Below are 19,609 nucleotides of genomic sequence, written 5' to 3'. Positions count from 1 at the left end.
CGGACGCGTCGCGATCAGCCCGGCGACGGAGACCCTCCCGGAACGGCGGCCGGACACTCTCACGACCGGGGTGATTCCCCGCCTGCCCCAGGTGCGGCCCTTCGGCGGCCTGCGGGTGAACCCGGCTCCGTCCTCGAAGCAGATGAAGCCGTCGCAGGCCGCCCGGGCGCTTTCACCTCCCCCCACGTCACCTCCCCCCACGTCGCCTCCTTCCACACGGCGATGGCCTGCTCGTCGCGTTCCGCGGCTCTGCGAACAGGAACCTGCGGGGTGAACCCGAGCCGGCGCATCAGCCGGATGGCCCCCGAGACGCTGTAGAAGACATGGAACTTCCTGCCGATCAGCGTCGCCACCCGCGCACCGGTCCATACCTGGTCCTGGTCCCAGCCGTGCGCAGCCGGCCCCTCCTCCAGGTACGCGGCCAGTTTCTCCAGGCAGCGCGGCGACAGCCGGCACCGCGATCCGCTCGGCCCACGGGAGGCCAGAGCCTGGACACCGCAGTCCCGCCATAGCTGATGCCATTGACAGGCCGACTTCGGGCTCACCCGCAGGCGCCGTGCCACCTCCAGCGGCTTGATCTTCTGCTCGAACAGCTCTGCCGCCCGTTTCCGTACCGTCTCCCGGCGCCGCCGTCCCGCAGCGGACAGCCCGCCCCCATCCCCATACCTCACACACCACCAGATACAACCAGCACTGCCGGCCCATCAGGGACATCGAGCGAGTTCACCCTGACGAGCCGCAGCCAGTAAAAAGTCAAGTTGCCTGCTCGGCCAGGGGTCTGTCCAGCCAACGGGTCTGTTCCGTAGTCGGTGGTGACGGTGAGTCCTCGTCTGTGATCACCGAGCGTGCATGATGCGAACACGCGGGTGGCAACGGTGTTTTCGCCGCCTGCGGTCAGGGTCTTCACCCTACGAGGGGAGGGACAGCCGGGCCACCACGCAACGAGGTGGTGGATGAGGAAACATCAAGCCGGCAGGGCTCCGAGCGAGGCAAGGATCTCGCCACCCGGGCCGTGCACGTACCAGGCGAGGTGCGCTGCCAGCACGGTGACATCGACGGGCAGATCGACGGGCCCGATCAGTCGCGCCACATTTGTCTGGTCGAACTCCTTGGCACAGCGCAGATAGGGGCGGTAGACACCGATCTTGTGATTCAGGAAGTGGTCCGCGTCGGTGAACCCTTCCACGCCGTCGTGGATGACCGCCTCAGGGATCTCCAGGATTTGGGTGAGCGCCCTGAAAGTGTCGCGCAATGGCGTGGAGCGGGCGTTCGTCAGATGGTAGACGCCGGTTGCCGTGTCGGTGAGCGTGATCTGGACGGCGGCCCGAGCAGCCGCGTCGACGGGGATGTAGTTGGTGCTGCCGTCGGGCAGGCCGTTGATCCGCAGTGGTGATGGAAGTACACCGCCCGCGCCGCGCAGTTCCCCTACGCCGAGGGCAAGTCCCAGCGCGAGGTTGTACAGGCCGCTGGTGGTCGTCGCGGCGAGAGTGCGGCTGTGTCCGATGACCAGGCTCGGGCGGAAGATCCGCACGCTGTCGAAGGGCTGTGCGCGAACCTCGCACTCACTGACGACCTTGCTGTACTCGTACCAGTTGTTGACGGCCATTGATGGGTCGGCCGGGTCGGCGGCGATCCAGCCGTTGCGCCGTCCCGCGACCAGTGCGCTGCTGATGAAGTTGAACGTCGCACAGTGTGCGGCCCTGGCGAGGCCCAGCGCGTTCCGGGTGCCGTCGATGTTGCGGGAGACGACGTCCTCCTTGCGCTCGTACTCGTAGGCCATGGAGGCGGCGACGTGCCAGAAGTGGACCGCTTCGCCCGTGGGCGCCGCGCCGAAGCCCGGCTCGGTGATGTCGCCGGGGATGCCGTGGCAGCGCCCTTCGATCTCGGGTGCGAGGTCAGGGCGACCGTAGGCCCTCGCGGCACGCTGGAGCTCCGATTTGAGCCGGGTGTCGGCGTCGAGGCCGGGCCGTGGACGGACCAGGCAGGTGACCTTCGCGTCGGTGCGCTCCAGCAGTTCCAGGACGATGGCGCCGCCGATGAGGCCGGTGGCGCCGGTGACGAGGTGGTGTTCCACTGCTTCTCCCAGAGACGGGTGTGTCCGAGGTGCTCAGTGATCGAGGGCGATCAGTGAGCAGGTGACGGCGTGCCGCATGTGCCAGGTACCGGCGGCTGATTCGGTGAGAGACCGGCGGCCAGATCAAGTTCTCCGGCAGTCTCCTGGTGCCCCTCCGGCAAGGGGTGCCCCGTTACGCCGCCCGGCCGTACGCTCGCCGTGTTGGCGGAAAGCCCTGGTAGTTCCGCTACAGGGGCTTTCGGCTGTCCTGCGACCTGGGGTTCCCCCACGCCCAAGGCTGTGGGGGAGCACCGGACAGCGCTCCTTTTGGGCAAACCTTGCCGGTCAGGCGCTAGTAGTGCTTGGTCGGGTCTGGTGTGGGGTTGCGTGCCCTTCGGGTTGTGTGGGTCGTCGAGGGGGTGTGACTCCGGATGAGATTGCTGTGATGCGTGGTGAGTTGGATGCCTTCCCGGCGGATGTGTTCGAGTCGTCCGCGCGCAGTGACCAGCGCCGGTGGGGTCGGGTTTACCTGCGGGGGCTGCTGATGGATGGCAGACGTAAGTCGGTGGGGCCGATGGCCGCCCGGCTGGGTGAGGACGGCAACCGGCAGGCGCTGGCCCATTTCATCACCACCAGCGGGTGGGATCCCTCGCGTGTCCGGGCCCGGCTGGCCTGGCGGATGGAAGCGGAGCTGGGGCCGGCCGCGATGCTCTTCGACGACACCAGGTTCCTCAAGGACGGCACGGCTTCGGCGTGTGTGTCGCGGCAGTACACGGGTACCGCGGGCAAGGTCACCAACTGCCAGATGGCGCTTACGCTGCACCTCGCGTCCGGTCATGCATCGGCCGCGGTCAACTGGCGGCTGTTCCTGCCCCGGAGCTGGGATCCCGCCTCGCCGAAGGCCGATGCGGACCAAGTCGTCCGCGAACTGCAGACACTCCTCACAGTCTGGACCGGCGCCTGCTCCGCCCGCCACCGCAACATACCCCACTACGGACCTGACCAAGCACTACTAGGCGCGGGCTCGCAGGCCCAGCCGGGGGATGTGATAGATGCGGCGGCCGTCCACCCACAGCCAGCACTCGGCGAAGACGGTCCGCTCGTCGGGGCGTTCCAGGATCCGGGCCTCGACAGTGACTTCCTTGTCGGTGGGGAGGACCTGGCCGCGGAACTTCCAGCTCAGCGGGGAGACGAGTTCGTAGCCGGGCGAGCCGAGATACCACTGCAGGGCCTGGACGATGGCCTCGATGCCGATGGAGCCGGGCATCACCGGGTCCTGGAAGAAGTGAGCTTTGAAGAACCACTCGCCCGGCTGCACCCGCTTGAGGGCTGTGATGTGTCCCAACTCGTGGTCCCGGACGGTCCGGTGGCGGGCAATCTCGTCCAGCATCAGCAGCATCGGGCCGGGCAGCCCGCCGCCGGGCGTCAGGCGGACCGGGGTGTCGTACGGCTCGGCCAGTCGCCGGCGGTCGGTCTCGGTCGCAGGGAAGCCCACTTGGTTGGCGAGCGCGGCCGGGGTGAAGGATCCGAAGACGGCCGTGCCGTCCAGGAGGGGGCGGTCATCGACCCGGGCGGTCACCGCGAACGACTGGATGATCATCCCGTTGAGCTCCGAGATCTCCGTGAGCTCGGCGCGGGTGGTGATCCTTCGGTCTGCCGAGGTCACCGTGGTGTGCAGGGCCAGGTTGCCGTCGAGATTGCGGAAAAGCATCTCGTTGTCGCTGCGGAGCATGACGCCTCCGTAGGAGCTGAGCCAACCGCACGGTTGGAGTGCGGTTTCGAGCAGCACCGAGACCGGCATGACGCCATCGGGGTTCTGGATGAAGTACCAGGCGTCTGCGGGAACGTCGTACTCCGCATGGACGACGCTTCCGGTTTCCAGGCCGCCGTAAGCGCCGGAGACGTCACGGATCCGGGTCACGAAGTGGTACGGCGGGCTCGGGAGCCGAGGTGCGCGCCGGGTCCCGTCGAAGCCCTCGCCGATGCGCCCGAGCGCTTGGGTCTGCGGACCTTGAGCATGAGCGAGCAGCGCGTTGTGGTCGAGGCGGATCCCGTCGATCTGCGCGGCGGGCCGCACGTCGGTCACGGGCTCGCTCTTCGGCGGCCAGTCCGGCACGAGCCGGACTGCCAGCCCCGCGACGTAGACGGCCTTGACACCGTCGGCGGTGAGCAGGACGTCGGCCGTGACGGTGGGGTGGGGGCCCGCGCTGAACTCGCGCACGAACACCTCGTAGAGGAGTTCCTTGCTCTGCGGGGTCACCTGACCGCGGCACTCGATCCGGTAGCTCTGCTCGGGGACGGGTTCGAAGCGCCACGCGTCCCGGGTCAGGGTGCAACCGGCTGCGGCGAGGTAGAACGACATCGCCTGCAGGCAACCGTCCAGCATGAGGGTGCCCGGCATGCACGGGTCGTTGTGGAAGTGTCCGTCGAAGAACCAGTCATCGGGGCGGAGCGCCGTACGGGCCTGCAGATAGCCGCGTTGCCAAGGGCCTGCCGCACTGTCGAAGCAGACGACCTCGTCCAGGAGCCGCATGCGGCCCGGTGGGATACGCGGGGTCCGGACGTGCGCTTCGGCTGCCCGCCACTGCTCGCCGAAGCAGGCGGCAGGATGGCCCTGACTGAACGCTTCGACCTCACGCTCGGAGAACCGCTGTCGGGTGCCGCGGATGGGGGGCTTGTCGACCTGTCCGGGGCCGGCCGGTGCGGTCTGGGGATCCCACAGGACTCCGCCGGTGTCCGCCAGTTCCTCGTCGGTGAAGTAGCCCGCCTGTCCGTTGCGGACGGTCAGCATCGGCCGGCCATCGACGCGGCAGTCGAACTCGAAGGTGAACAGCCGCTGGCTGTCGTTGATCACGTGGTCGGTGATCCGGATCTCGTAGTCGAGCGATGCGCCGGTCGGCGGCGGCGGCGCGTGGTACACCGCTTCGGCGCCCAGCAGCCGGTACACACGGCGGGCGCGGTTGTCCAGGTCCGCGCCGAGCCAGCTGATCAGCAGCAGGTCGGCCTGCCCGGCCTCGATGACCAGGCCGGGCGGCATGCGTCCGGTGTGATCGAGATACCAGGCCCCTGGGGTGAGGTCCGTCTCGGTCCATATCGTCCCTGTTGCCAGGGAGCCGGGGACGGCATCGATCCCGGTGACCCGGTCTGCCAGCAGCAGCGGTGGCCGCGGCATACGCGTCTGCCGCTCATCGTGGTCCTGGACCGCGAACATCGGCCCGAACAGCCGGGAGACGTTCCCCTGGGCAAGGTATTCGAGGTCCTGCCGGCTGAACTTCGGCCCCGGCCGCTCGTGCGATGCGGTGGGCAGCGCCACTGGAGCCGGCGAGGGGACGATCCGGCGGCGCAGCCCGGACGGACCGGGGGCGCGCGACGCACGGGGCAGTGCGGCAGCGATCCGGGCCTGCTGCGCCAGGAACCGCAACTGTGCTTCCTGACTGGTCGCCACATGGCCGAGGTGGACGGAGGAGACCTGCGCGAGTTGCTCGGCCAGCAGCGCCTGTACGAACCGGGCCGGTACGGGTGCCGGAGGGGGCGCAGCGGGACTCGGGGACGCCACCTGCGGCAGGGACGTCCGGGACAAGACGACGGCCGGCACGGAGTCCGGGGCAGCGGCCATGTGCTCCGAAGGAGTCGCCAACGCTACCGGATCGGCTCGCCGTGGCGTCGAAAGGTGTGCGGGAACGCGTAGGACGGGGCCGGATTCCTCGGCTCGGCGCGCCCGTTCGGGCCAGGTCGCGGGCACCCCGGTGGCAGCCAGTTCGGCGAGTGAGCCGAGCAGGCCGTCGAGGCCGCCGTCGCGCAGCGGGTCAAGGGCGACGGCGAGATGAGGGCGCGTCCCCAGAATACGTCGGATCCAGCCGGTGCACAGGCTCCCGGGGCCGTGTTCGACGAAGATCCGGACGCCGTTGTGGTAAGCGTGCTCGATGGAGGCGGTGAAGTCGATCGTGCCGACACACTGGTCAGCGGTGGCCTGCGCGGCCCGCTCGGCGGTGACGTCGTAGGGCCGGCCGGTGGCCCCGCTGTAGAACCGCACCCCGGGAACGGACTGTGTGGGCAGCAGGTGCAGCTCGTAGAGGCGGTCGCGCACGGCGGCTGCCTCGGGGACGTGGGCGGCCACGTCGTAGTCGAGGAGGAGCGCGTTCGCCCCGCCCAGCCGGGCCAGGGCGGAGGCACACGCGTCCTTCTCGCCGCCGATCACGCACCGCCCGGGCGCGTTGACCGCCATCAGGTGAACGGCGGGCAGGTCTGCCAACGCCGTTCGGACCTGGTCGGCGTCTGCGTCGATCTGGTATGCGGTCCACTGAGTACCGTGTACGCCGGCGTCCGCCCAGGCGGCGCGGACGGTGTTCATCGCCCCGCCGAGCTCGGCGGTGAACAGGCCGGATGCGCGGGCAGCGGCATACAGGCCAGTGGAGTCCTGCCAGGCGCCAAGTGCTGCCAGTGCGGCGGCTTCCCCGGAGGAGTAGCCGATCGCCGCGGCCGGCTGGATGCCGAGGACCTCACGGGTGATCAGAGTGTGCAGCACGGACAGGAACGCCGCACCGCTGATCTGGTCCATCGCGTCCCCGGGGCGGCCGCCCCGGCCGTAGGCCCAGCCCACCAACGGTTCGAGGGGGCCAAGCCGTCTGCGCACCGCGTCGATGAGCTCGGGGAAAACACGCAACAGCTCACTGCCCATGCCCGGGTACGCGGCCGAGCCGTTGGTGTAGACGAAGGCGATCTGTCCGTCCAGCGGTGTGTCGCGGTACGCGACGCCTCGCGGAAGGAGCGCGCCGCTGTGCAGCGACTCCCGGATCGCCGGTGCCCGTCGGGCCGCCGCATCAGCCGAATCGGCGACGACGGCGAGCCGAGCGGGGCCGCCGTCGCCGCTGCGGCCGGCCTCCAGAGCTGACAGCGCGGCAGCCCGGTCGCTGCCGGAGAAAACCGTCAGCTGCGCGAGCGCCGGTATCAAGCCCTGGACGTCCGCCCCCTGCAACCGCGTGCGTCGCAGGCCGCCGTCACATCGGACCGTCGCGATCTCCGCGCTTCGCAGCGCGGTGAGCGTGGGACGTGAGCCAGTGGGTACCTGCTGGTGGTGCAGGGCAAGGGCGCCTGCGGCCACGGCGAGCAGGCCGCGTGCCGCGTGGCTGTGGCCGAAGAGCGTCGCGGGGTCGAAGGCCGCCCCCTCGCCGAGGACGAGGTCGGCCGACTCGCCCGCCGACTCGGGCAACAGAGCGAGCACCGGGTCATCGTCCCTGCGGGCGTCGTCCAGGCGCTTCAGGACCAGCACGACCGCTGCGTCAGCAGGCCGGTCGGGACCCCCCAACGCGTCTACGGCCGCCGCGTGGACCGGCTCGGAGGACAGGTCGACGGCCCCGACGACGGCTGCGTCGACCTCACCGCAGCGCAGCGACCGGGTGGCGAGGTCGAGAGCGACCAGGCCGGACTCCTCCTCGGCGAGCACCGCGTGGGCGGGGCCGAGCAGGTCGAACTGGATGCTGATGCGATTGGCTGTGCCGTTGGCCATCATGCCCGTCAGGCGTGCCCCGCTCAGACGGGGGCCGATCGGCTCGTCGAGACCGGTGGGCCTGCCGTGGTGGGCAGACCAGGCATCCAGCCGCCAGCGGGCGGTCAAGCGCGCGCCCTCGGGGTCGCAGCCCGTGCCGATCAGCACCGAGGTGCGGCGAGGAAGCCGCAGGCCTGCCACGGCCTCCCGGGCCGCTGCCAGAACCAGCAGCTGCTGGGGCAGTGCTTCCTTCAGGTCGTTCGGGGGGAACCTGAGCCCGGTCAGGTCCGTTTCGACGTCCTGGCGGTCCATCTCCGGAGCCTGGCCGGTGAACAGAGCAGTGCGGAAGTCGGCGACCCCGCTCCCGGACCCGGCGCGCACCCCGAGGGCGACAACCGCGATCTGCGGCGGCTGCTCAGGTGTGGTCTGCCGGGGCCTGCTCCTTTGGCCGTGTGGGGTCGCGATGGCGTCCGGCGGGTCGATGACGAGGTGGGCGTTGTTGCCGCCGAAGCCGAACGCGCTCAGCGCAGCGCGCTGCCGGCAGTTCCACGGTTCCGCATGTCGGAGCAGCCGGAAAGGCGTCTCCCGCAGGGATTCGATGGGGGAGTCGATCCCGGGTGTGCCAGGGCGCAGCCCGGAGCGGAAGGCGCCGAGGATTTTCAGCAGCCCGGCGATTCCCGCGGTCGCCAGCAGATGGCCCACGTTGGCCTTGGCCGAGCCGATGACCAGATCGGTGGCGTCCTCGAACACGGCGCCGCTGCTGCGGACCTCGATGGCGTCGCCCACCGCCGTCCCGGTCGCGTGGCATTCCAGCAGCGTCACCGTGGACGGGTCGAGGCCGGCTGCCGCGTACGCCGCTCGCATCGCCTCCTCCTGGCCGCGCGGGGAAGGGGACAGGAAGCCGCCGGTGTTCCCGTCGTTGGACAGGCCGATGCCACGTATGACGCCCAGCACGGTCCGCCCCGCCAGGACGGCGTCCCGGTGGCGCATCAGAGCGACAAGACCGGCACCTTCACCCGGGATCATGCCGTCGGCGTGCCGGTCGAAGGGGAGGGGCCGACCGCTGAGACTCAGCGCGCCGAGTGAGGCAAATCCCACATGGATCTGCGGGCCTGCGGCCCCGCTGACCGCACCGGCGAGCATCAGGTCGGCGGACCCGTCGTGCAACCGGTCGCAGGCCGTCTTGATCGCGTACAGCGAGGACGCGCACGCCGCCTCCAGGCCGAACGCGCCCGCCTCCAGGCCGAGTGCCTGCGCGGCGCGCACCATCGGAAGCCCCGAGCAGAAGCGGTCCGAAGGATGCGGCCGCCGTCGCCCCGCGGGTGCGGAGGCGGACCGGTCGTCCGGACCGCCGAGGCCGAGCCGGTCCAGCCACACCTGTTCGGCATAGGCGGTCAGACCGCGCCAGGCGAAGCCGAGGTTGCCCATGACCAGACCTGCCCGCGCGGGCGGGCCGTCCCAGTGCGCCTCACGCAGCGCCTGCCGTCCGGCGTGCAGGATCCACTGCAGCGCCGGATCCCAGTCGGCCACGGACTCGGCGTCGATGGCGAACCCGGACGGGTCGAATGCCTGCTCAAAGCCTCGGACGAGTCCGGAGACGGGTCGAAAGCCCTTGGGCAGCCACTCCACCACGCCGAGATCGGGCCAGTTCTGCGGCAGGCCCCATTCGTCCGGGGTCACCTCGCTCAGGCTCACCCGCCCGTTCTCGATTCCGGTCCAGAAGGCGGCGGGGTCGTGCGCTCCGGGAAGCACGCACCCCTGTCCCACGATCGCGATCGGTTCGAATGACACGCTGCTCGTCCTCCATTTAGTACTGCTGATCGGTGATCACGTGCAGGGGTTGAGTGCGACCCCGAGGAATTCGGCGTAGAGGGTCTGGTCCTCGCGCAGCAGGGCGATATCGCAGACGGCTCGTTTCCCGGCCCGTTCGCGACTGTGCAACAGGCAGTGCAGGGTTCGGCCCGCAGGACCGAACCGGTGCCTGCGGTACTCCTCCAGGCCCACAGGCGCGACAGGGGAGCCGAGCACCTTCTCACCCCACAGGACCGCGAGTCGCAGGGCGGCGTCGGCGGTCATGGCTTCGAGGTGCAGCACGTCCCCCGACGCGCCGGTGCCCCCGAGCTCCAGCGGGGCGACGGCGCCGGGGGCGCCCACCCGCACGCCCGCCGCCGGCATCCGCAGCACGGCACCGCGGTTCACCACGTCACCGCCGTCGTGGCCGCTGTCAAGCGGGGGCAGATACGGATGGTCGGGCCAGACACCGCCGCCCGGGGTCCTGCCGAGTTGGGCCACTGCCTTCACTCGTGAGGGCGCACCCAGCAGCCGCAGCTCCAGCTGATTGCTGCGGGGGAAGCCCTCGACGCGCACGCTGCCGCAGCCGTCCGGTGGGGCCGCGGCGCCTGGCGCGTCGAGGGCAATGTCGCGCAGCGTCACAATCGGTTGGTCCGGGAGCCGGCCACGCGTGGCTGCGGTAAACAACTCCACTGCCATGGCTATTGGTTGGAGGCCGGCCGGGAAGCTGAGCCCACCGGGCCCATGCGGCTGTCCCGTATTGCCGGCAACCGGCGTCTCGGCCCTCAGGGCCGGCGGGTCGGGGAGCTCCCCGACCGTCAGGATGACATGTGCGGGATCCTGTCCGTTCTGCAGCTCCGCTACGAAGGCGCTGGCTCCAGCACGCAGCGGGATCAGATCCAGTCCCTGCTGCCCGAACCGGGCAGCGATCTCCGGGGTGACCATGCCACCGTCCCAGGGGCCCCAGCCGATGGAACGGACCAGGCAATGCGGGCGTCGAATGCGTTCGACGGCAGCGATCTGACCGAGAACCTCATTCGCCATCGCGTAGTCACTCTGGCCCGGGTTCCCAGCCCATGCCGCGATCGAGGAGAACAAGCACAGCAGCCGCAGCGGGTCATCCCGGGTGGCGTCGAGAAGCAGGCGCAGACCGTCCAGCTTGGTGGCGAGGACCGCCTCGTACTGGACGGCCGTCTTGTCGGCGATGTACTTGTCGTGCACCACGCCCGCAGCGTGGATCAGACCGGTGACGGGCCCAAACACCTCCCGGACTTCGTCGAGTGCGCGGTGCACCGACGCAGCGTCGGTGACATCCACCGGGAAGTACCGCACTTCGCTGCCACGGGCCCGCACGGCGGCCAGAGTCTGGCGCACCTCACGGACGGCAAGAATCCGGCGTGCCTGAGCCAGGATCGCCACCGGGCCGCAGCCCGGGTCGCGGGAGGCCAGTCGCGCCACCAGAGCTGGCTGGTCGAGAGCGTCCTCCAGCCCCGGGGGCTCCTCAACGAGCTCGGTCCGGCCGAGAATGGCGAGCCGAGGCCGATACCTGGTGGCCAGTTCGTCGAGCACTGCCGGCGTCACCCCGCGGGCGCCGCCCGTGACGACGACAACACTGTCCTCGTCGAGTGGGGCGTCCGCGAGCTCGGCTCCATGGGGGGCGACGACCGTGTCGAGGGTCACGCGCCGGCCGTCGAGGGGCAAGCCCACATTGAGGGCCGGCCCCCCGGACACCAGCTCGGCGACGATGGCCTCGGCGACCGCAGCGCTGTCGCGGGGGCCGCGAGCGCAGTCGATGGCCTTGACGCAGGCCGCGGGCCACTCCCGTGCCGCGGTCCGCGCCAGAGCGGCAATACCGCCGAGCCATGCCCGATCCCCGTGCCCGCCACTCAGACCGAAGTCGCCGCCGGTGTCCTGGACGACGGCGAACAGGCCACCGTACGTCGCCATAACGGCAGCGACCTCCTGGGCCGCCGTGAACACCTCGCGCATCACGGTCAATGCGTCCTGGGGCATCTCAACGGGCGCCATGCCACCGAGCAGCAATACGGCGCTCGCCCCGCTCAGCGAGCCGCCCTCGACCGTCTCGATCCCGCACGCGTGCAGCCTGGTCACCACGTCCCGGGCCAGCCCGCTGCCGCCGTCCACCACGTGGACCACAGCTCCTGTCAGGCCACCCATCCCGACACCTGCGGACGGCAGCTCCACGGCCCGCACCACGCACCGCCGCAGCGCCGACTGCCTCTGATCAGCCGGCGCGTCATTCACCCTCCTCGGCCGAGTCCCCACCGGGCTCTTTCCCGTGCTGACCCGTCCCAGGCGTGCCGGCGGCCAGGTGCTCGACGATCGCGTCGACGGTGCGCAGTTTGAACAGGCCGCCCGCGCCGGGAGAGTCGGAGCCGGGCAGCCCAGGGACGCGCTGCCGAAGGGCGGAGAGGATCTGCACCTTCTTGATCGAGTCGACACCGAGCTCCGACTCCAGATCCATGTCGGAACCCAGGAGTTCGACGGGATACCCGGTCATCTTCGCGACGATCCCCAGCAGCAGCTCAGCGCTCAGAACGGTGGTGGGCGGCTCGGGAGCAGCCGCCACGGGCGGCGCGGCGGGAGAGACCGCAGGAAGCGGGGCTGTCGGGGGGACGATCTGGGGGGCTACGGACTGGGTGGCTACCGACTGGGCGGGCGACGCGGGCGGAGCCATGAGCTCGGGCGCCGGGGCCTGGAACGCCGACCGCACAGGGCTCTCGACCTGCGGGGGTGCTTCCCGGACCGGGGCGACGAGCGGCGCGATTACGCCCGTCGCCGGGGCGGCCTCGCCCGCGTCCGCCAGGCCGCCTGCCATTCGGCCCATGGTGTTGTCGACGAACTGCAGGTACGACTGGTGGCCGGTCAGCAGGGCCTGCTGGAAAGCTGCCTGGGCCTGGGCAGTCTGCCGCTGGGTCTCGGCCAGGACCTGCAGCCAGTCCGGGTCGGGTGCGGTCTGGTACTGCGGCATCGATGTACTCGCTTTCTCGGTGGACGTGTACGGGAACGAAGCAGATGCGGGAACGGCGGCCGGCTCGGGCCGGGACTCCGTCGGGAGGACGGCCGGGGACGGTGCGGCCGGCGTGCGGACCGGTGCGACCGGCTCCGCATCGGACGGCGGGTAGGGGCGGCCGTACTCGGCGCCATTGATCTTGACGGCCGCTGGGCCAGGGGGCCGGACCACCGGGTCCGGTGCCGGCCACAGAGCCTCGAAGTCCAACTCGACGCCGTTGATGGCCAGCCGGCCCAGAGCGGTGAGCAGCGACTCCACTGAGCACGCGCCTTTGCGGTCGAGGTTGATCGCAAGGTGCGGCCGGTCGCCGAGGATCGAGCCGACCATCCCGGTGATTGCGGACCCGGCGCCGACCTCGACGAAGGTCCGGCTGCCTGCGGCGTACATCGCCTCGATCTGGTCGACGAATTGGACCGGTGAGGCGCCGTGCACGGACACCATCTCGCGCAGCCTTGTCAGATCCGGGCCGTAGGGCTCGGCCGTCAGGTTGCTCCACACCTCGGTCACCGGCGGCGACAGCCGCTCCGCGCTGAGAAAATCGTGCAGTGCCGCGTTCGCGGAAGCGACCAGGGGGGTGTGCGCGGCGATGACCACATCAAGCAGCCGCGCCCGTACGCCCTGCCGGGCGAGCCGCGCTTCGAACTGCTCGACCGCTGAGACCTCCCCCGACACCACGACCTGGTCGGGTTGGTTGTGGTTGGCGACCCAGATCCCTTCCGCCCCCTCCAGTTCCGCCTCGACCTGTTGCAGCGGGAGGTTTACGGCCAGCATGCCCCCCAAAACCTCCGAGGCCGAGCCCATCACCTCACCGCGCCGCCGGGTCAGGCGTAGCAAGGTGTCCGCGTCATACACTCCCGCCGCGTGCAGGGACACCAGTTCGCCGAGGCTGTGCCCGCCCAGCCGCTGGGCCCGCAGTCCGAGCACGTCGAGTACCGCCAGCAGTGAGAGGCTGTGTGCGGCCAGCGCGGGCTGGGCCCACTCCGTCCGGGTCAGCAGATCCTGCTGTGCCGCACGCTCGGCCTCGCTGAAGCCCGGCTGCGGGAAGACCACCTGGTGCAGCGGCACCGGCCCGAGTTCCGACCGCGCTACCCGGTCCCACACTGCGCGGGCGGCGGGGAAGGCCATGGCCACCCCGGAGCCCATGCCCGGATACTGCGACCCCTGGCCGGGGAAGAGAAAGGCGAGCGAGCCCGGTTCGGCCTCCCCGGTGGTGTAGCTGACTCCCCCAGGCGCCGTCATCGGCTTGTCCGGACGCAGCGCGAGGAACTGGTCAAGCTTGGTGCAGGTCTCCGTCGCGTCGGCGGCGACAAGGGCAAGCCGACACATGGCAGTTCGGTCGAACGTTCGCCTGCTCTCCCGAGCCGCCTCGGCGAACGGCAGTTCGTCCAGCAGTTGACGGGCCCTGGCCCTGAGAGTGTCCAGCGACGCGCCACTGAACAGCAGGAGTTCCTGCGGCAGCGCGTGGTAGCGCGCCGGTTGCGGCCGACCGTGCTGGGGACGGTACTCCTCAAGGGTGGCGTGGTAGTTGCTGCCACCGAAACCGAAGGCCGACAGCGAGGCCCGGCGCGGATGATCGTCTGCCCTGATCCACGGCCGAGCCTGCGTGTTGAGGTAGAACGGACTCTTTTCGATCTCCAGCGCCGGGCTGGGACGGGCGACCTTGATCGTCGGCGGGAGCACCTTGTGATGCAAAGCCAGTACGACCTTGATCAGCCCTGCGGCGCCGGCCGCCGCTTTGGTGTGACCGATCTGCGACTTCACCGAACCCAGAGCGCACCAGGCTGTGTCGGCACTGTCTGCTGCGAAGACCTCCCTCAACGCGGCAAACTCGGCAGCGTCCCCAGCTCGTGTCCCCGTGCCGTGCGCTTCGACCAGCTCGACCGTGGTCGGCGAGTAGCCGGCTATCTCGTAGGCACGCCGCAGGGCCCGCGCCTGTCCCTGCGGTTCAGGCGCATAGATCGCGCTGCCGCGCCCGTCGGAAGCCGCTCCGACCGCCCGCAGAACCGCGTACACGCGGTCACCGTCGCGCTCGGCGTCGGCCAGACGTTTGAGGGCGACCATGCCGAGGCCCTCACCGATCACCGTGCCATCGGCGTCCGCATCGAAGGGCCGCACCTCGCCGGAGGAGGACAGGGCGGGGGTCTTGCTCATCGAGACGTACATCAAGGGGTTGTTGAGCGTGTCCGCGCCGCCGGTGAACATCACATCGGCGTGGCCCAGAGCGAGTTCGTTCACTGCGGCGCTGAGGGCAGCCAGCGAACTGGCGCAGGCCGCGTCCACCGTGCAGTTGATGCCGTGCAGGTCGAAGCGGCTCGCGATCCGCCCCGCGATCACGTTGGAAAGCATCCCTGGGAAACTGGACTCCTGCCAGGGAACGAACTGGTCGGCGATCCGGTCGCAGGCCGCCTGCGCCTCTTCCTCCGGTATGCCCTGCAACCGCAGTGCCCGCAGCCAGACAGGGCGCTGGATACGAGCGGCCATGGTGCCGAACATGGGGATCGAGCCGCTGCCGAGGATCACACCGATCCGTTCTCGGTCCAGCGGGGCCGCCAGGTTGGCTTCTGTGTCCGCCAGCAGCCGGTCGGCCACGACCAGACCGAGCAACTGCGTTGGGTCAATGGCCGTCAGCGTCGCAGGCGGGATGCCGTACGCGAAGGGGTCGAAGTCCACGGCGGGCAGAAAGCCGCCGCGCCTGCAATATGTCTTGTCCGGAGCGGACGGGTGCGGGTCGTAGTAGTCGTCGACCAGCCAGTGCGTCGACGGCACCTCGGTGAGGAGGTCCTTGCCGGCGACGACGTTGCGCCAGTACGACCGGACATCGGAGGCCCCCGGTAGCAACGCGGCCAGTCCGACGACGGCAACGGGAACCGGATCAGGAGCGCGGGACTCAGACATGGACGGCACCTCTCAACAACGGGGCAGGAATAGGGGGCGGGTCGCTTGAAGTGAGTCAGGACAGGAGACGGGGAACGTAATTGCCCGCGCACGAAACGCGGACGCCGTAACTGCCCAACTGACGCGCACGGGTGACCACAGCCGCGCCCTCCATCAGATTGCGGGCGATCTGCACGACCGTGCAGTGCTGCTGCTCGGCCAGTGGGCTGCCGGCCACCCACCGGTTGAACGAGCCGATCGCGGGCCCGCACCAGACCTGGTAGTCCGCTCGCCTGGACGGCTCACCGGCGATGGCCCAGCGGCTGGCCTGACCCAGATAGGAGCGGAAGACCAGGGCCATGCGGTGTTTGGGGTCACGCTCGGCGACTGCGATCTGATCCGGGTCGCGGTCGGCCCAGTACCGACGAGTGGCGGCCCACGCCTCATCGAAGCCGGCTCGTAGCAGGTCGCGTTCTATCCGGTCGCGAACCCCCGTGGGAATCCGCTCCAGCGAGTCGTAGCGGCAGTAGGCTTCGTAGAGCCCGGCCGCGCGGCTCGCGTACATGGTGCCGCGGCGCAGCACCTGCACCTTGACGCCGTACTCGAACATGTCGGACGCCGGAGCCATCGTGACATCGGCCAGGTCCGCCTCGGCGAGCAACCGCTTCACCTCGTCGGAGGTACCGGCCTCGACCGATCGCTGGTTGACGGTCCCCGTCACGACGTAGTCCGCCCCGCAGGCGAACGCCGACGCCACAGCGAGCGGATCCCCAAGTCCGCCGGCAGCACCGACCCGGACGCGCTCGGCGTAACCGTGGCGGCGGGAGAGGGCGTCCCGCAGGGCCAGCATCACGGGCAGGACGACCGTCAGCGGACGGTTGTCGGTGTGGCCACCGCTGTCGGCTTCGACGGTGACGTCCGTCGCGAGCGGAATCCGCCGGGCGAGCGAGACCTCGTCAGCGGTCAGCCGCCCCTGCTCCAGCAAGACCCGCAACAGCTCATCGGGAGCCGGAGACATGAACTTCTCAGCCACCTCAGGGCGCGAAACCTTGGCGAACAGGCGGGTCCGCCGAATGATCCTTCCCTCCGGATCTGTGTGCAGGCCGGTTGCGGCGCACCGCACGACCGCCGGAGTGAGGTCCATGAAGGCGGAGACCGACACATTCACCACTCCGTAGTGGTGAACCAGGTCGATCACACGGTCCTCGTAGCCGGGTTCGTTGGGCGAGTGGAGCAGGTTCACACCCCAGTTCGGCGAGGAACGAAGCGTCTCGGACAACTCCCGGAGGGCCGCTTCCACTCGCGCCGTACCGAGCCCGCCGGCGCCGAAGAAGCTGAGCATGCCCGCCCTGGCCATGGCCACAACCATGCGGGTGGTGGAGATCCCGTTTGCCATCTCGCCTGCGATGTAAGGGAAGCGGACCCTGTGCGTCGAAGCGAAGGTGGGATCGCCGAGCCACTCCGGATACAGCGCGGGAAGCGACCCCAGGGCCTCGAAGCCGCCGGCGCCAGGACGCAACTCTCCCCCGTACCCAACAGCCCTGACCGCTCCGTCGCTCACGACCTCTAGCCCGCGCCGAGGGTCGGTGAGGAGTGCTCCGATCTCATCAGGCGTGACGGCTACCGGCGGCACCCTCGGGCGCCAGCGCAGAGGTTCACGAACGAGGAGAGGAATAGGCGCTCCGCCGGCCTCCAGTGAATCGCCGAGCATACCTGAAAAGACCACCCACACCATCTCCCGAACCAGACACTTAAAATGGTGAATTGGACGACCCGGATTATCTAATCACGGAAGACCCGGCAGATTTACCCTGGCTCCACTAACGGACTCTGAAACGGTAATTCATGCACGACAGCGCCGCAGACCGTGAGGCTTGCCACCGAATCCGTACACCGCGACTACCCCACCACCCAGGGAAGTTCGCACGAATTATTGGTGTAAACGACATGGCAATCCCGGCCCGCCAAGCTCGACACGAAAGTGTCCTAGATCCCGAACTCTCTGCGCGACGTGAAAGATAGCTGCGCCGTTACGAGGCGTCAACATCAGAGTTGTCACCGAAAAGAAGGTTGGTCGTCATTGCCGCTTCACTGGCGGATCTGTAAGAACCTGGCATAGTTCGTGTGTTTGATCTGATGGCTTCTGCGCACTGCTTGTCGATCGATACATGTGCGGCACAACGGGCGCATGGGGACGCGAACTCGTCGTGTATTGAGTCCAGTTGAGCAGAAACGGTGGCCGCAGGCGACGGATCTACTCAAACAAGGATGCGTCCGGTCGGGGTCACAGAGACGCCCGGAGTGACCCAGCGGGCGGCCGGCCCGGGTATCGGGCCTGGCGTTGACGCGGAGCTGTGTGCGCGGTCTGGTCCGCGGTGAGGCTGGGGCGGCCGGGCTTGGCCGCGGAGATCCGGATCAGGTTGCCTTTCTCGTCGGTCAGCGCGGGAAACAGCGGGCCATGGGCTTTGTGCTTGCCGGCGAAGCTCTTCCGGTTGTCCGTCCGGGTACAACGGCGCGTACGGACGAGGGTGCCGTCCAGCAGGACCACGACTCCGCCGCTGCGGGCGATCTTCTTCCACCGGCTCCACCTTCGCCGGTGTCGTCTCCCTGCCCAGCGCGACCGCGAATTCCCGGGCATCACCGGACCGTCCGAACTGGCCACGAGCTCCATGATCCGCCGGTACTCCGGGGTGAGGACCTCCACCCCCATGTCCTCGACACGCTCCCGCACCAGCCGCATACCACCCGCACCCGGACCAGCCACCACCGGCTCTGGCTCGATGATGGCGGACGGCTGGCGCCCGCCGTCGATCGCCTCGGCCCACTACCCGAAGACGACCTCGGCAGCCTCCGGCCGGGCCACCTCCACCTCGATCCCCACCAATTTCTTACGCAGCACTTCAGCCCGCCAGTACGTTCCGCCTGGCCGGACAAGCCAACATCGCCCACACCCTCCGCGACCTTCTCAACCACAACGACGTCTTCGCCGTCTACGGCATCCGATCAAACACTACGAAGCCGGACACAACGGAACAACGCCGGAGCCGTGCTCGACCAGCTCCGCCACTTTAGAGACGACGATGCCCGATTGAACCTTTCAGCCCGATGATCCGTCTTCCTGTGGAGCGGAGTGCACAGTTCCGCTGCGAGGAAGGACGTTCCATGACCACGCCATCCACAGATCCCCATAGTCAGAACGAGGACGGGGACGACGAACAGCTGAGACGAGCCGCTGCCACCCTCCGGCGCTGGGAGAGGAAGTACGATCAGGAGCAAGGGGTGTCTCCCGGGGCAACCAAGGAGGAAGTGGTGTCTCCCGGGGCAAGCAAGATGCCAAGTAGGGCCGTCCCGAAGGTCAGCCCGACGATTCCTCCCAACGCTGCCATATCCCGTATCACGGCGGCCCTGTTTGACTCAGGCATCACTCAAGGCCACGAGGGGGATCTGAAGAGTCACGAAGTTACGATCTCGACCGGAAGGCCGCAGACCCCAACCAAGCCGTCCGCGAAAATCCCATCGGCTGTCAGGAGTTTCGCCACCGGGCTGACGCAGACCGTCATGAAACGCTGGCGGCAGAATAGTCCCGAACCGCCCATATCTCGCCAGGCGAGCAACACGTCGAGCAGCGACGAACAGAAGGTCGCCCCCCAGAAGCAAGATCGCACCGGCGCCCAGGAGTTCGACCAGAAGGGAAAAGGTGATTCTTTCACCGCCGCGTCCGGCACCACGACTCCGGTAGCCGGAGGCATCACCGTTACGACATCATTTATGATCTCCGAGTCGTCGCGGGAGAATCCAATCGCGCCTTATGCAGCGCTGTCACCTGTAGAAGAAAACAACCGGCCGCGCCCGCGGAGGGATGGAGCTAACGGCTCGGCTCCTGGCACTCCCTCAAAGTATTCACCTCCCCGCAGTTCGCCAGGGCGAGGCATCAGGTAGGAACCGTCAACGGCCTCACGGCCGCAGGATAGTTCCGGTTTGATGCACCAAGTCCGGTTTATTGCGTGGCGAGCGCGGCCCCTGATGATCTTCCAGTTCCCTACGCCGAAGGATCCTCACAGGAGTCGCGCCCGTGTCTGCATCATCAAGGATCACCCCTGACCCCAACAAGATGAAACAGTACCAGATAGATGAACGCGGGTTGATGAACAGATTCGACTACGCCCTGGGGGAGGTTGGGCCGTGTCGGCGCAGGTTCAGCTAGCCATCTCTTGATGAACAACAATCCAAGCCTGTTATTCAACCTTTGCGAGGTTTGCGGCAGTTGCGTTCGGCGATGGGCGCAGATCTTCTGTGGGTGCCTCGTTGGAGTGATTCGCAGGGGTTCGGAATGAGGCCGGTCGTGCCGACTTCTACCGTCGCCGGGGTCGAG

The 19,609-nt window shown here is 68.9% G+C and carries 7 protein-coding genes and 3 pseudogenes; 1 reads left to right on the top strand and 9 read right to left on the bottom strand.

The window, feature by feature from the left end:
- From ACFC09_RS44435 to ACFC09_RS44420, 4 genes and pseudogenes are all read right to left on the bottom strand, one after another.
- A pseudogene (locus ACFC09_RS44435) lies at positions 1-186 on the bottom strand (transposase); the annotation flags it as partial.
- A 29-nt stretch (positions 187-215) separates the two neighbouring features.
- Positions 216-671, bottom strand: a pseudogene (locus tag ACFC09_RS44430) (transposase); the annotation flags it as partial.
- On the bottom strand, positions 668-907 hold the full coding sequence (locus ACFC09_RS44425) for a hypothetical protein (protein WP_376538612.1): 240 nt from the start codon (positions 905-907) through the stop codon (positions 668-670). The pseudogene ACFC09_RS44430 and the gene ACFC09_RS44425, both read right to left, overlap by 4 nt.
- Before the next feature lie 57 nt (positions 908-964).
- Positions 965-2,074 (bottom strand): SDR family oxidoreductase, encoded by a 1,110-nt coding sequence (locus ACFC09_RS44420; RefSeq protein ID WP_376538610.1) that lies wholly within the window; start codon positions 2,072-2,074, stop codon positions 965-967.
- A gap of 76 nt (positions 2,075-2,150) precedes the next feature.
- Here ACFC09_RS44420 and ACFC09_RS44415 point away from each other — a divergent pair.
- Positions 2,151-2,957: pseudogene (locus tag ACFC09_RS44415) on the top strand (transposase); the annotation flags it as partial.
- Between the two features lie 108 nt (positions 2,958-3,065).
- Here the strand turns inward: ACFC09_RS44415 and ACFC09_RS44410 are convergent.
- The 5 genes from ACFC09_RS44410 to ACFC09_RS44390 all read right to left on the bottom strand — a co-directional run bounded on the left by ACFC09_RS44410 (position 3,066) and on the right by ACFC09_RS44390 (position 18,962).
- Complete coding sequence (locus ACFC09_RS44410; RefSeq protein ID WP_376538608.1) at positions 3,066-9,329, bottom strand: beta-ketoacyl synthase N-terminal-like domain-containing protein; 6,264 nt, start codon at positions 9,327-9,329, stop codon at positions 3,066-3,068.
- A gap of 36 nt (positions 9,330-9,365) precedes the next feature.
- Positions 9,366-11,534, bottom strand: coding sequence for an SDR family NAD(P)-dependent oxidoreductase (locus ACFC09_RS44405; protein ID WP_376538606.1), 2,169 nt, complete (start codon positions 11,532-11,534; stop codon positions 9,366-9,368).
- A 52-nt stretch (positions 11,535-11,586) separates the two neighbouring features.
- Positions 11,587-15,258, bottom strand: coding sequence for a beta-ketoacyl synthase N-terminal-like domain-containing protein (locus ACFC09_RS44400; RefSeq protein WP_376538604.1), 3,672 nt, complete (start codon positions 15,256-15,258; stop codon positions 11,587-11,589).
- Positions 15,259-15,313: 55 nt separating this feature from the next.
- Complete coding sequence (locus ACFC09_RS44395) at positions 15,314-16,972, bottom strand: PfaD family polyunsaturated fatty acid/polyketide biosynthesis protein (protein WP_376538602.1); 1,659 nt, start codon at positions 16,970-16,972, stop codon at positions 15,314-15,316.
- A gap of 1,717 nt (positions 16,973-18,689) precedes the next feature.
- A complete protein-coding gene (locus ACFC09_RS44390; protein WP_376538600.1) occupies positions 18,690-18,962 on the bottom strand; it encodes a hypothetical protein in 273 nt (90 codons plus the stop codon).
- Positions 18,963-19,609 lie beyond the last annotated feature (647 nt).

The sequence above is a fragment of the Streptomyces sp. NPDC056161 genome, assembly GCF_042268025.1.
Taxonomy (GTDB): Bacteria; Actinomycetota; Actinomycetes; order Streptomycetales; family Streptomycetaceae; genus Streptomyces.
Note: the sequence above shows the minus strand (reverse complement) of the source record. Positions and strands in the feature narration are given on the sequence as shown.